Origin of the sequence: Desulfobacter sp., from assembly GCA_028768545.1 — a bacterium.
In the GTDB taxonomy this organism is placed as follows: Bacteria; Desulfobacterota; Desulfobacteria; order Desulfobacterales; family Desulfobacteraceae; genus Desulfobacter.
In genome coordinates this window covers 1261262-1274180 of sequence record CP054838.1, presented here as the reverse complement: position 1 = coordinate 1274180, position 12919 = coordinate 1261262, and the positions used below count along the sequence as shown (strand labels likewise).

Sequence of the window (12919 nt, the reverse complement as noted above, 5' to 3'; positions counted from 1 at the left end):
AACTGTTTTAAGGGAATTTAAACTCTCCTGATCATCCAGTTTGACTCGGATATCATCAAATGATCCTCTCCCCCGATGCGGGCCTGTTCCCCGTAAGGCCACTAGGGCGTCACACTCTGGCGCCATGCAGCCAAAACAAAATCGATTTGTAAAATATGCGGTTAAAAGGCAGAACGGTCATCATTACCCCCGCTAGGTTCTTCCACATTCGTGTCAACAAAAAAGGATGGGGAAAGGCCATGGCCGCCAGGAACCGGGTTTGAAACCCAGACGCCCCGCCCAGCTCCGGAAAATCAATCTGCCGGGATAATCCCAGGGCCTGCCCGTGGGCGGTCTTGTCCGGGGGGAGCAATCGGACCTGGATCCCGCTTTGTTCCGGCAGTTTTTATCCGATCGGGTCATTGGTGATCTGCCTGCAAGGAATTTGCAGCAAAATATTCCATGAAGCCCATGCAGTATTCGTCCTGATTCATGAGCATTTGAACGGTTTTAAGGGCGGCGGTTAAATCCCGGTCCCCTGGATCCATAATAGCCCCGTCTAACCCCTGGCCCATCATCAGGCCCAGAAACATTCGATTGATGATACGGCGGTTGGGAAGGCCAAATGAGATATTGGACAAACCGCAGACCGTGTTGATCCCGGGAATTTGTTTTTTTATAAGGGCCACGGCTTTCAAAGAGATAAGCCCGTTTCCCGTATGGGTGCTCACCGGCCCGACCAGGGGATCGATCCATATGGCATTCGGCTGGATATGGATGCCGGCAAGTCCATTGACCAGGGCATGGGCGCGCCCACATATCTGCTCGGCTGTTTCGGGCATACCCGTATCATCCATACACAGGGCCACCACCTGGCATTCCCGGCCCTTTAACAGGTCAAGCATTGACTGGAAACGATTTTTTTCCAGGGAAATAGAGTTGATCATGGGGGGACGATCCAGTATCTCCCAGGCAGATGCCAATACATGGGGATCCGGACTGTCCAGGCAGAGGGGAAGATTTGTCACGGCCTGGACCGTACGAACAAGCCATTGCATATCCCGGCGTTCGGTGTGTACCCCGGCGCCGGCATTGATATCAATATAAGCGGCCCCTTGTTTTTCCTGTAACAGCACCAACGGGCAGATGGTCTCTTCATCCCGTTGTTCAACCGCTTTTTGAATTCCCGGACGGCTGGTGTTGAGCAATTCTCCAATCATGGTAAATCCCATGGCAGTATCCTTTAAATAAGGTTAAATATCAGGGCCAGGTTCAGCTCGTTTCTAAAATATTTTGTTCCACTGCAGCCAGATCCCTTGCATAAAACCGGGAACCGGTTAAAAAAAGCAAACAGCCCAAGAGAACAAAGACCGGCAGGCAGACCATGGCCTTTTCAAGACCAAAGTCATCGGAAAGAACCCCAATGAAAACCGGGCCCAGGGCACTGCCCAAAAGGTGCTGAATGATCACATTAATACTCAGGGAAATGGCCCGAAGCCCCGGGTGAACCACGTCCTGGGTCACGGCAACAGCCGCCGGAACAAATGCCACGGCAAAGACACCGGCCCCAAGCAGAACCATATATTGAACCTGGCCTTTGAAAAATCCAAAGGCAATAAAGAGCAGCAGGGCTGTGATGGCCGATGAAATGGCCGGAAAGACCATGCGGGCATTTTGACGTTTTTTCATCCACAAATCTGCCAGGTCGCCGCCCAAAGGCGCTCCGATGATGGCCAGCAGCATCACAGACCCGCCCTTGATGCCGGCCCGGCTCATGGTCAGCCCTTCAAACCGGTAAAAATAGGTGGGCAGCCAGGTCATCAAAGAGGTGGTCACAAAAACATTGGCAGCAAAGCCAAGATTGGTAAAAAGCAGGGTGGGGTTGCGGGTAAACTGCCGGGCAATGTCTGAAAACTGCATCTTGACCTGAACCGTTTCCCTGTTTTGGACCACGGTTTTATAGTCTTTGATGAAAAAAAAGAGCAGGGCAGCAACCATCCCGGGCAGGGCAACAAGCCCGAAGGCATGACGCCAGCCCCAGTGTTCGGCCACCAACCCTCCAATGGCAATGCCCAGGGCAGATCCCAGAGGGATAGAGGCATTCCACAACCCCAGAACCCTGGCCCGCTGCTCCTTGGGGAAGACCGTTGATATCATGGCGGTTCCGCCCGGGGCATAGCCTGCCTCACCCACCCCGATGATGGTCCTGGCGGCAAACAACTGGGAAAAATTCCAGGTAAAAGCGCAGGCCAGGGTGGCCAAACTCCAAATACCGGCCATGAGCCCAATACTTTTTTTCCGGCTCCAGCGGTCCACCAGTATGGACACGGGAAATGAAAAAATTAATATGGACCAATACACGGCAGAGACAAGCAGCCCGCACTGGGTATCCGTGATACCCCAGTCTGATTTAAGGTAGGGAAACAGAGAAACAATCACCATTCTGTCCATATAATCAAAAAGATAGAGCAAAAATAAAAGACAGAAAAGATAACGGCGGTAGGAAGGCGATCCCAGTGGGGCCTGGGCTGAAAATGTTTTCATTGATTCCTCGTCACAATTAGGGGTGAATCCCTTTATGGGGTCGGGTACCGGCCACACTTGCGGGTGGCCTCAAACATGGCTATACAATTGTCCGAGGCCACCCCGGGATGAAGGGAGTTTGAAGAGCAGATGATCAGCCCTCCTCCCTGACCTGCATCCTCAATGGCCTTTTTTACGGCTGCATCCACCTGTTGGGGCGTTCCGTTGGGCAGCAGATCAACACAATCGATATTGCCCAGCAGGCAGATTTGATCACCGCAATAGTCCTTTACCTTGTCAAGCATCATTCCCGCCTGGGGTTCCAAGGGGTTCAACCCGTCATAGCCTGTGTCCAGAAGCATGTCCATGAGGGGCCAGAGATTTCCGTCGCTGTGTCGAACCACCTTGAGGCCTTTTGCATGGGCCGCATCAACAACCTGACGGTTATACCGGTTCACAAATTCTAAAAACTGACCCGGGGCGATGAGGGGAAAATTTTTGTCCGCAATATCATCCTCAATCACCAAGACATCAAGACCGGCCCCCACCAGCAGATCCAGCTGGGCCAGGTTATAGTCCAGTATCATGGCTGCCACATCATGGACAAATTGGGGGTCATCAAACATCTTGATCATCATATTTTCCATCCCCATCAGCCGCCAGCAACGAACAAAGCTTCCCCGCATGAGCCAGAAAAGGGCCTTTTCGCCCTTGAAACGATCCCGGGCAAGATCTAAAAGCAGCAAATGCCCCGGGTCCGGAACCGGGGGCTGATAATGCTCCAGGTCAGAGGCCTCTTTAAGGGGATGCCCCATGGCAACGGGCAGGCCAAAGTCAGACAAGGCATAGACCACGCCGAACTCATCCTTGATATGCTGGTCATCAACCCCTGATTCATGGCCGATCTCAAAGGAGGTAAACCCGTCAACCTCAAAGGTTTCATGGATGAGAAACAGGGTATCCAGCACCTTGAACTTTTCAGCGTCATTCATTTTTCGAAAATCGTTTATTTCGGGCAGCCCTTCTGTGATCTGCTGGCCAATGCCAATGATGGGGGCCTCATTAATCCCGTGGATATACAGGGGGACCTGGTCGGCCTGCCCAGGATCCAGGGCGGTGAGAATCCGTTTTTTTCCGTTCATCATGCCCCCTTTCCCACTAAATCCATTGCAAGCACGGCAGCTGTGGCGGCATCACCGCCATAGGCATCCGCACCAATCTCATCGCTAAATCTCTGGCTGACAGCCCCGCCTCCCACCATAATTTTAAGATTCTTACGAAGCCCTGCCTTGTCCAGAGCCTCGATGGTCTTTCCAATAAACGGTGCGGTGGTAGATAAAAGCGCGCTCATGGCCACGATCGGTACCGTGTCATCCACGGCTGCGATAAAGGTTTCAGGCGGGGCGTCGATCCCCACATCAATGACCTCAAATCCTTTGCCTGCAAGCATTGTGGATACCAGATTCTTCCCAATGTCATGGTGATCTCCTTGCACCGTGCCCAGCACCACCCGTCCTGCCGGGCCATTACCGGTTTCGGCCAGCAGCATGTGAGGAATAAAAATTTCACCGGATTGAAATTTTTGTCCGACCCGGTCCATGCCGGCAATCAAGCCCTGGTTAAGGACCTGTTCCGGTGTCGCGCCCTGGTCAAACACCTGGCCGATAAGATCGGCGATTTCTTTGGGATCTCCTTTTTGCAGCCGCTCTGATATTTGACTGAAAATCATGGGAATTCCTTTACAAAAAAGTTTTGTTAATACCACTAACTTAATGAAGACTATTTATCAGCCAGATAAAAGTCAAGCCTTTTCCCAGAAAACTTGCCAGGACTGTTCTTCTGCCGTTAAAAAAAAATGGAAATGATTTTCATCTTTGAAATTTAGGATAAATCACTGGGAAGACAAAAAGAAAACGAACGACCACAGATCAATTGAAAGAAAACCTGCGGCAAAACAAAGAAAGAAAACAGGCGCATCAGGAATCTTGGGGTGCCCAGATTTTTCCGGATAAACCTGGGCGATCATCCCCCAAAGGGCCTGGTTTGCAAGCCCCCCGGGGTGACCTTTATAAAACTAGGGTCAACATTTTACCAGATCTGGGCAAATTTTTTGACAAAGGCGGCAAAAGTCAACCTTTCCGCTCAAAATACAAGGCTGCCGGCGGGCAGTCAAAAAATTAAAACAAAACCCTTTTTTGGAGTTGAATCTGGGGCAGGGTCAGCCCCGCTTGAATCCAAGCTTTACAATGATCTCGATTAGAACAATCACAAGGGGAACTGCAATACCGCCACAGATGAAGCCCTGCCAGAACTCAGATAAACTATGCCACCATTCCATTTCAGATTCCTCCGGTCCATTGGGTGAAAGCCTCTAACTTGAGGTTTCCGGGTAAGACAAATAAAACGTGAGCGGTTGTCCAGAACCAGGCGCCTGAAAATTGCATACCGCGCAGTTTGACACTGGCAGTCAGCCGTTGGATAGTTCTTTGTACAGATGTCCTAACAGCGAAACCGCCTCTCTATTTAGATCATAAAATTTAGATGTCATCGGGTTCTCCGAATTCCCATCCCCGGAATTCAAAAAATCTGATGCGCCGTTATTTTATTGCAATCAGTTCAACAGTGAAAATCAATGTGGCATATGGTTCAATCGTGCCCCCACTGCCGGTTGGGCCATAGGCAAGCTCAGATGGAATATACAATTCATATTTTGAGCCCTCAGCCATAATCTGAAGCGCTTCTGTCCAGCCCTTAATGACGCCGTTCAGCGGGAAGGTGGTTGTTTGTCCTCGTTTGTATGAGCTGTCAAAAATTTTACCGTCAAGTGTCTTGCCTTCATAATGGGTTTCAACGGTATCTGTGACAGCAGGTTTTTTCCCGCTGCCTTGGGTGATCACCCTATACTGAAGCCCGCTTTGAGTTGTTTTAACCCCTTCTTTTTTAGAGTTTTCTTCAAGAAATTTTTCCCCGGCTTCAATATTTTTTTTCCCTGATTCCATCTGCTCTGCCTGCTTTTTGTCCTCCATTGCTCTTTGGAAATTCTGCATAATGTGCTGCATTTCACCAACAGGCATTTGGGATTGTTCCCCGTTAAACGCCGCAACAAATGACTCTGCAAAAATTTGAGGATCAATGTCAAAGCCCTGTCTTTTAAAGTCTCCTCCCACACTTTGCCCAAGAACATAACTGACCTTATCTAAATCAACTTTCATTTTAATTCCTTTAAATATTTGATGAAAAGTTTGTTAATATACACAAAACAAAACCAGATTGCATTAATTAAAAAAACAGGCCCTTGCCAGCATCGTAACACAACCTGTAGACAGGCGAACCATTCTTGGCTCCCATGGCGCAGCCCTTTAGTTCAAGTCTTAAAAGTAATTTTGTACACTCGTTTATTGACACTTACCCCCCAAATTCCGGCCTTGGCCAAACCCTTTTTCAAAAATATTGCCGGAATGACTATCGGGGTGTTTTAAAAAAGTTACAATACAGAGCATACAGAACGTCCGGGGCGTCATCCAACCCAAAAGCAGCGCCTGGCCAAAGGGTAATCTTTACCTGAAACACCTTGTGTCTGATCTGCCTGATTTTACATTTCAAACCCCAATAATAAAAAGTATCCCCCCCTTCAATAAGGGGTTAAAAGGTTTTAAAGGCCAGAAACATTTACTGCAGAATCACTCAATTTCTAACCCTTCTTTCAATCTTTACATTTACTGCTCTGATCGTTTGATGGTAAAAAGTACAAACAACAACAAAGCGATCTATTCGGCTGATTCGTCTATCAGTGGATTAAAATTTTTAGGTTCATCCGATTAATGCGTACCTTTTATTGTGAAGGTCCAAAAGTTTCAACCTGAAAAACTCCGAATCCCTGTATTCATAAGCTTTCCGTTTCATGGTTTTTATCTTGTTATTTGTCCCTTCTAAAGGACCTGTAGATATCCTGTAATCATAGTATGAAAGGATTCTTTGCCTGTGCACAGCCAAGGTCTTGGCAAATTTCATCAACATTGGAATTTTGGAAATATTGGCCAGATTGATCCAATTGCTGACTATCTTTTCAGCTGTTTCTTTTTTCTTTTGATTCCATATTTGCCTGAGTTCCTCTTTCATGTAGTAGACTGCCAATAGCGGCTGATTTATTTTCAATGCTTCTTCTAACCGTTGGGCCTCCTTCTTGTCATCACTGAGGTTTTCGGGATTTTTTAACAAAAGCCACCGGACTCCCTTCAGAAGTTTTTGTTGCCCGGTATTGGCAAGAAGGTTGTAGAGCTTTCGCCTGAAATCCGACAGTTTCTCATTGAACAATTTAACAACATGAAATCTGTCAAAGACAATTGCTGAACCAGAAAGATTTTCAATAACAGCACTCAAGTATGCCGGGGACATATCGATGCTGACGGCTTTGATTTTTGCTTTCGATATTTTCACTTTTGTCCAAAAAGATTTCAAAGCTTCACCACCTTTTCCTTCTCCCACGTGCAGAATTCTACCGGATTCCAGATCCATCACGATGGTCAAGTATTTATGCCCTTTCCCTATGGAAATTTCATCTATGGCAATCTGCCGGACTTTCTCAAGGGGGATTTTTCGATAACGCCTCAGCAGGTCTTCTTTCTGGATCTGCTTTATCGTATCCCAGCTGATCCTTAAATGGATGGCAATATCTTTGATTGTCATGAACTGAGACAACTCCAAGACATACCGTTCAAAAGCCCGGGTATAGCTTTTCCCCTCCTGGGCAAAGGATAGTTTGATTTGCCGGACAAATTGACAGAACGGACACCAAATTCTCTGGATAGCCGTCCTGAGAATCACGGGTTTTGAACCTACCGGTATTGTTCTGAGATCTCTTGTCACAATCCCTTTCCTGGTGACGGACCTGGAATTACATTCCGGGCATTTTACCGCCTCCGGTTTTGGTATGAGTTCAAAAGTGATTATTCCACCGATGAAACGCGTTGTTTTATAAAAGTAGTCACGAAGGCCAAAGGCATGGTATATGAAGCTTGTGGACATTAATTCATTCTCCGATTTTGTGCGAATAACACAAAAAAATTAGAACATGATCATGTTCACACCATCATTTCAAGCATAAAAATCCTTACTGTGTTATTGCCTTCCCAGTGATGTTTCTCAGTCCAGGTACGCGATTTTCTGATGAACCAATTTTTATCTACGCAATATACCGATCACGAATTCGCCTCGCATACCCATGATAGTTTTGCCATCGGTATCGTTGAATCAGGCGCCCAGTCCTTTAGATACAAATCGCCTCCAGACATAGTTCCTGCAGGGAACATCATGGTAATTCATCCAGGAAAATTACACACCGGGTATTGCATCGCGGATAAGGGCTGCTCATATCAGATGATATATACAGACCCAAACGTTGCGTTAAAAATATTTTCAGATTTTATCCAAAATTCAATCAAGGTCTTCATTTTAACAATCAAAATATTGCAGATAATGATCTATCACATTCCATACGCAAGGCATTCTGGTCTTTTTCAAATCATTTGTCACCCCTGATTGAAAAAGAATCAACCTTACAACTCATGCTTGAAAAATTGAACAAGATGAAAACACACGGGATGATCGATAACACACAAGCACGATAATACCTTTCTTTTCTGGGTACAAGGACCTGATTCGCACCGGTCATATGTGAAAATCTCCATTTAATTAAAATAGAATATTACTATCAATCAGGCCCAATGTTATTGGTAACATGTATTAGAAAAAAGCCTTGTTCCGTACTATGATCCCACTCGGGCGCATTCCCATTTTCCCGGTTTTAAAAAGGCCTGTCTTTTAGAGCAAAAAGAATGATATCCTCTGTTACGCTGAAATGAACATAAATGGATTGTGCTAATGAAGAAAGCTGAAGATCGTAATACTGTTGATGAAGTCCTTGCATGCCTCAAAGAACTGGAAGAAGATCCAAATCGCTTGGTTCGTAACGCTAACGAATTAGAACAGATGGAGCAGGAAATCCTTGAGTATACAAATCGGATAAGCGCCTTTTTTTTAAAAAAAAGATCCAGGCCTCAGTAGATTCCTCTGAACAGGTCGACCAAGAAAAAGAATTGATGTCCAATTGGCCGGGACGGATGAAAAGCGAAGGGCTTGAGACCGTTTGGATTCAGCTTTGTACAGATAGTTCGGTTGATATTCATGTTCGATACTATCGAAGGTCCTGTGACCGCCGAAAAGGAAAAAGATATAAAGGTGCATACGCTGGCTTAATCCTTCTTGGAATCCATGATCGCTGCTCGCCTGCTTTGGCTTCTATGGTGAGTTCTTGGTCAGCCTTATTAAGTTCTTTTGAAGAAGTCCGTCAAGTGCTTTGTGACCGTGGGATGACGTTGGGTATAAAGGTCATCCGTAAACTGACCTATCGGTACGCAGAGCGGGCTCGAGCCGAACAACAAGCGGGCCGAATCCCATTAAATGATAGAGATTTACTTGAAGGGCGGCGAGTCGTTATCAGCACTGATGGTGGCCGCACTCGGCTCAGAGAGAAGAAAAGGGGACCAAAAACCCAAAAGGATAGAACCCGATTTCGTGGGGCATGGCGAGAACCCAAGCTTTTGATCATTTATGTAGTGGACGCCCATGGAAAAGGGAATGTTCAGAATTCTGTGTCACGGTTTCGGTTCCCGGATCTGCCTCAGCGCCAGCGGAAGTAAAAGTCAGGTCCGAGAATGGGCCTTCAATCAGCCACGTCGGAGGAGTTGACTTTTGCTGGAGTGGAGTTCCTGGAACCATCTTTTCCATCTGTAAATAAATCCCTATCAAATTCCCAGCTCTTTATCCAGCCGGCCTTCAAAGAAAATTGCCAACTGGGAAATTGTCAGTGACCAATTTTGAATCGGCATTGTCCATTTTTTACTGGCGTTCTGGATCCCCATGTAAAGCAGCTTTAACAGGCTGTCCTGGTTCGGGAATGATCCCTTTGTTTTGGTCAGTTTTCGAAACTGTCGATGCACAGCCTCAATGGTATTTGTGGTGTATATTATCCGTCGAATCTCTTCTGGATATTTAAAGAAATGACTGAGGCGTTCCCAGTTGTTCCGCCAGGATTTTATCACAATCGGGTATTTGTCATTCCATTTATTTTCCAAGATATCCAGTTCTTCTTCGGCCAGATCCTTATTGACCGCTTTATAAACACGTTTTAGATCTGCCATAAATTCCTTTTTATTTTTGGAACCAACGTATTTCAATGAATTTCGGATCTGGTGGACTACGCAGAGTTGAACTTCTGTGTCCGGGAATATGGTCTCAATGGCCTCGGGAAAACCTTTTAGACCATCAACACAGGCAATCAGGATATCTTTTACCCCTCGGTTTGAAAGGTCTGTTAACACCTGCAGCCAGAAGTTCGCACCCTCATTCTCGGATATGTACAGCCCAAGAACCTCTTTGCGGCCCTCGATATTCACCCCAAGAATTGTGTAAACGGCTTTGCTGCCGACCTTTCCGTTTTCTCGTACTTTATAATGTATGGCATCAAGCCATATGATTGGGTACACATTTTCCAACGGCCTGGCCTGCCATTCTTTGACGGTATGGATGATTTTATCGGTAATGGTGCTCAGAGTGGCATTTGAAATCTCAAGTCCATAGATTTCCTGTAAATGGGAAGCCATATCATTATAACTCATGCCCAGGCCGTAAAGGGCTATTATCTTTCTTTCAATTTCATCGCTGAGCGTTGTCTGATGTTTTTTGACGATCTGTGGAGAGAAGGTTCCGGCCCTGTCACGCGGGGTTTCCAGCTCAAATTTACCATCCAGGGATTTAATGGTCTTTTTGCTTTTTCCATTACGGCGGTTGGCAGAAACTTCCTGCCCGAGATGGGACTCCAACTCTCCTTCAAGAGCAGCTTCAGCAAGATTTTTGATTAATGATGTAAGGACGCCGCCCTTACCTGTGAAGGGTTTACCTTCCTGGATGCCTTTAAGGGCTTTTTGAAAATCAAATTCGGTGTTTTCTTCGGTCATGTCAGTTCTCCTTATTTAGCTGAGTATATCAGCTTTCATTCAACTGACACAGAATTTTGAACGCCCTTATGGAAAACAAGAAAAAAGCTTTTCACCATTTATTGATGGCTGTTTCAATGGACCGGATGGTGTATTCCACTTGTTAAAGGGTTATTTGAACTCCCTTCATATTCAGAACTCAGACAAAATACTGTTTGTTGCAGATGGGGCACATTGGATTTGGAATCGAATCCCCGGACTGCTAAAAGCATTGGGTTTGGCTCCTGAGCGTGTGTATGAACTTCTCGATTTCTACCATGCAGTTGAGCATCTGGGTACAGTAGCAGGCTTAAGGAAGACCTGGTCATCCAAGGAACGCAAACGCTGGGTATCGAAGCAGCGAGGTCTTCTGCTGAAGGGAAAGGCGATTGAGGTGGTACAGGCCGTCCAGAAGCTTTGTAGAGGCAGAAACAGTAAGGCTATCAAGACGGAACGGGATTATTTTGTGCGCAATGAACTGAGGCTTAATTTCTCAACTGTAAAAGCGTTGAACTTACCTATTGGCAGCGGTGCTATTGAAAGTTCGATTCGGAGAGTCGTGAATTTACGTCTTAAAGGTCCATGCATCTTTTGGTATCGGGAGAATGCAGAAAAAATGATTATGCTGCGATCATTTTATAAAGCAGGGCGTTGGAACTGCCTGAAGCAGATGGCAAACATTCACAATCCAGTGCCAGCGGTATAACCGGGAAAATGGGAATGCGCCCTCCCACTCTAAAAAAATCAGGTCAAAAAAAGAGTTGAAAAATGAAAACCGATATTAAAAAAGCATATGCCGTTTTAGAGACAAGACGCAGAATCGTGGGCGTCAAGCTGGTCAAGACAAAAGAAGAGTTCGATACCTTTGAGGCAAGAGAACTTTACGCCCCCTTAAGTTATTGTGTCTGCGTCAAATGTGCCATGAGTGGTGCCGCGTTGAAGTTCACCGCAGAAAACTCCGGTTGTTTCGGCAGCACAAGGGCTCTTGGCATGGAAAAACCGGCACAAGATTTCTATGACGGAAGCGAAGGCATCATGCTGGGCCTCTACCAAAACAAATCTTTGGCAGCAACGGTGGCCGGCAACATGAAAATCATTTCCACCCCGACCTATGGAGTAATTGTTAAGCCATTGGAAAATTTTGAAAAGGCACCGGATGTCGTTCTCATTGTCACGGACAACAAAAACCTCATGCGGCTTATCCAAGGGTATACCTATATGCACGGGATGCAGACTAATTTTAATATGATCGGGAACCAGGCCGTCTGTGTGGAATGCACGGTCACCCCCCTTCAGACCGAGACAATGAACATCTCCATGTTCTGTTCAGGCACCCGCTACCTGGCCAGATGGAAAAATACAGAGGCCATGGCTGGCATCCCCTTTTCCATATTTTCAAGTGTTATTGAGGGCGTGAGACAGACCATCAACCCAGTAGAAATGGACGAACGTAAATCCGTGATCGAGAAAAAACTTGACCAAGCCGGAATTTCGGACATGAACATTATATACGGCCATACTTATTACACCGACTTTGAAAAACAAAAGGCACAGGAAAGAAAGCGTGAAAGACGCAGATCTCAAAAAAGCGGATAAAAAAATTGTCTATTTTGCAATCCGGTGGTCGCTAATCCTCGGAGCGGTTGCCGCCTGGGAAATCAGTGCCCGTCTGAATCTATACAACACATTTTTTACAAGTTATCCGAGTGTGATTCTAAAGGATCTCATGGAATTTGCTGCCAGCGGGAAGCTTGCCAGACACACCTTCATCACGCTTCAGGAGGCATTCTTAGGCCTTTTTTACGGGACGTCGGCAGGGATTCTGACCGGGGTTGTTTTTGCCCAGTTTGATCCTTTGGGCAAAATCTTTAATCCTATTCTCACTGCCCTCAACGCCATCCCCCAGCTTACATTAGCACCGGTCTATGTGCTCTGGTTCGGGCTGGGTATTGCTTCCAAGGTATTCTTGTCCGGTCTGATGGTCTTTTTTATCTTATTCTTCTCAACCTACAGCGCCATTAAAAATACCGAACAGAACTTAATCGAATCCGCCCATCTGCTGGGCGATAATTCATTCCAGACACTCTGGCATGTCGTGATTCCCGCCTGCATGCCCTTTATCTTTTCCGGAATCAGGGGAGGCGTCGGCGCCTGCATGGTCGGCGCTATTATCGGGGAATACATGGGATCCTCCGGCGGATTCGGCTGGATGGTCTCCTACGCCACCTCATATTTTAAAATCGAACGAGTCATGTCCTGCATCATTATTCTGCTGATCGTTGGGGTTCTCCTGGACTATTGCCTGGAACGGATTGAACGGTTCATTTTAAGATGGAGGAGTGAAACCCAGCTTTCTTTGAGCTAAACGGAACGGGGTTTTACCT

14 protein-coding genes are annotated in these 12919 nt (G+C 46.5%); 7 read left to right on the top strand and 7 right to left on the bottom strand.

The window, feature by feature from the left end; genetic code table 11:
- Positions 1–398 precede the first annotated feature (398 nt).
- Genes HUN05_06145 through HUN05_06130 form a run of 4 tightly spaced genes read right to left on the bottom strand, consistent with a single transcriptional unit; the run spans position 399 to position 4231 of the window.
- Entirely contained in the window at positions 399–1211 is an 813-nt protein-coding gene (locus HUN05_06145; GenBank protein WDP84780.1) for a dihydropteroate synthase, read from the bottom strand.
- A 40-nt stretch (positions 1212–1251) separates the two neighbouring features.
- Entirely contained in the window at positions 1252–2523 is a 1272-nt protein-coding gene (locus HUN05_06140) for an MFS transporter (protein ID WDP84779.1), read from the bottom strand.
- 32 nt (positions 2524–2555) lie between these two features.
- Positions 2556–3647 (bottom strand): hypothetical protein, encoded by a 1092-nt coding sequence (locus tag HUN05_06135; protein WDP84778.1) that lies wholly within the window; start codon positions 3645–3647, stop codon positions 2556–2558.
- Positions 3644–4231 (bottom strand): cobalamin B12-binding domain-containing protein, encoded by a 588-nt coding sequence (locus HUN05_06130; protein WDP84777.1) that lies wholly within the window; start codon positions 4229–4231, stop codon positions 3644–3646. The genes HUN05_06135 and HUN05_06130 overlap by 4 nt, the downstream gene beginning before the upstream one ends.
- 203 nt (positions 4232–4434) lie before the next feature.
- Between HUN05_06130 and HUN05_06125 the strand changes: the two genes are divergently transcribed.
- Positions 4435–4683 (top strand): hypothetical protein, encoded by a 249-nt coding sequence (locus HUN05_06125; protein WDP84776.1) that lies wholly within the window; start codon positions 4435–4437, stop codon positions 4681–4683.
- Positions 4684–5099: 416 nt separating this feature from the next.
- Here the strand turns inward: HUN05_06125 and HUN05_06120 are convergent, their stop codons facing one another.
- Positions 5100–5714 carry an FKBP-type peptidyl-prolyl cis-trans isomerase gene (locus HUN05_06120; GenBank protein ID WDP84775.1) on the bottom strand — a complete coding sequence of 205 codons (615 nt, stop codon included), beginning with the start codon at positions 5712–5714 and terminating at the stop codon, positions 5100–5102.
- A gap of 598 nt (positions 5715–6312) precedes the next feature.
- Positions 6313–7527 (bottom strand): ISL3 family transposase, encoded by a 1215-nt coding sequence (locus HUN05_06115; GenBank protein WDP84774.1) that lies wholly within the window; start codon positions 7525–7527, stop codon positions 6313–6315.
- A 141-nt stretch (positions 7528–7668) separates the two neighbouring features.
- Here HUN05_06115 and HUN05_06110 point away from each other — a divergent pair, with 141 nt between their 5' ends.
- The 3 genes from HUN05_06110 (at position 7669) to HUN05_06100 (ending at position 9200) form a co-directional block, all read left to right on the top strand.
- Positions 7669–8040: an AraC family ligand binding domain-containing protein gene (locus HUN05_06110; GenBank protein ID WDP84773.1), complete on the top strand. Its 372-nt coding sequence runs from the start codon at positions 7669–7671 to the stop codon at positions 8038–8040.
- Between the two features lie 342 nt (positions 8041–8382).
- The gene (locus HUN05_06105) at positions 8383–8565 is read left to right on the top strand and encodes a hypothetical protein (protein ID WDP84772.1); all 183 of its coding nucleotides are present in this window, start codon (positions 8383–8385) and stop codon (positions 8563–8565) included.
- Positions 8566–8621: 56 nt separating this feature from the next.
- Entirely contained in the window at positions 8622–9200 is a 579-nt protein-coding gene (locus tag HUN05_06100) for a hypothetical protein (GenBank protein ID WDP84771.1), read from the top strand.
- 105 nt (positions 9201–9305) lie between these two features.
- Here HUN05_06100 and HUN05_06095 read toward each other — a convergent pair whose 3' ends face one another.
- A complete protein-coding gene (locus HUN05_06095; protein WDP84770.1) occupies positions 9306–10517 on the bottom strand; it encodes an IS256 family transposase in 1212 nt (403 codons plus the stop codon).
- 154 nt (positions 10518–10671) lie between these two features.
- Here HUN05_06095 and HUN05_06090 point away from each other — a divergent pair, with 154 nt between their 5' ends.
- The 3 genes from HUN05_06090 (at position 10672) to HUN05_06080 (ending at position 12900) form a co-directional block, all read left to right on the top strand.
- The gene (locus tag HUN05_06090) at positions 10672–11241 is read left to right on the top strand and encodes a hypothetical protein (GenBank protein WDP84769.1); all 570 of its coding nucleotides are present in this window, start codon (positions 10672–10674) and stop codon (positions 11239–11241) included.
- A 62-nt stretch (positions 11242–11303) separates the two neighbouring features.
- Positions 11304–12131 carry a DUF169 domain-containing protein gene (locus HUN05_06085; GenBank protein ID WDP84768.1) on the top strand — a complete coding sequence of 276 codons (828 nt, stop codon included), beginning with the start codon at positions 11304–11306 and terminating at the stop codon, positions 12129–12131.
- Complete coding sequence (locus HUN05_06080) at positions 12100–12900, top strand: ABC transporter permease (GenBank protein ID WDP84767.1); 801 nt, start codon at positions 12100–12102, stop codon at positions 12898–12900. Before HUN05_06085 ends, HUN05_06080 begins: the two co-directional genes overlap by 32 nt.
- Positions 12901–12919 lie beyond the last annotated feature (19 nt).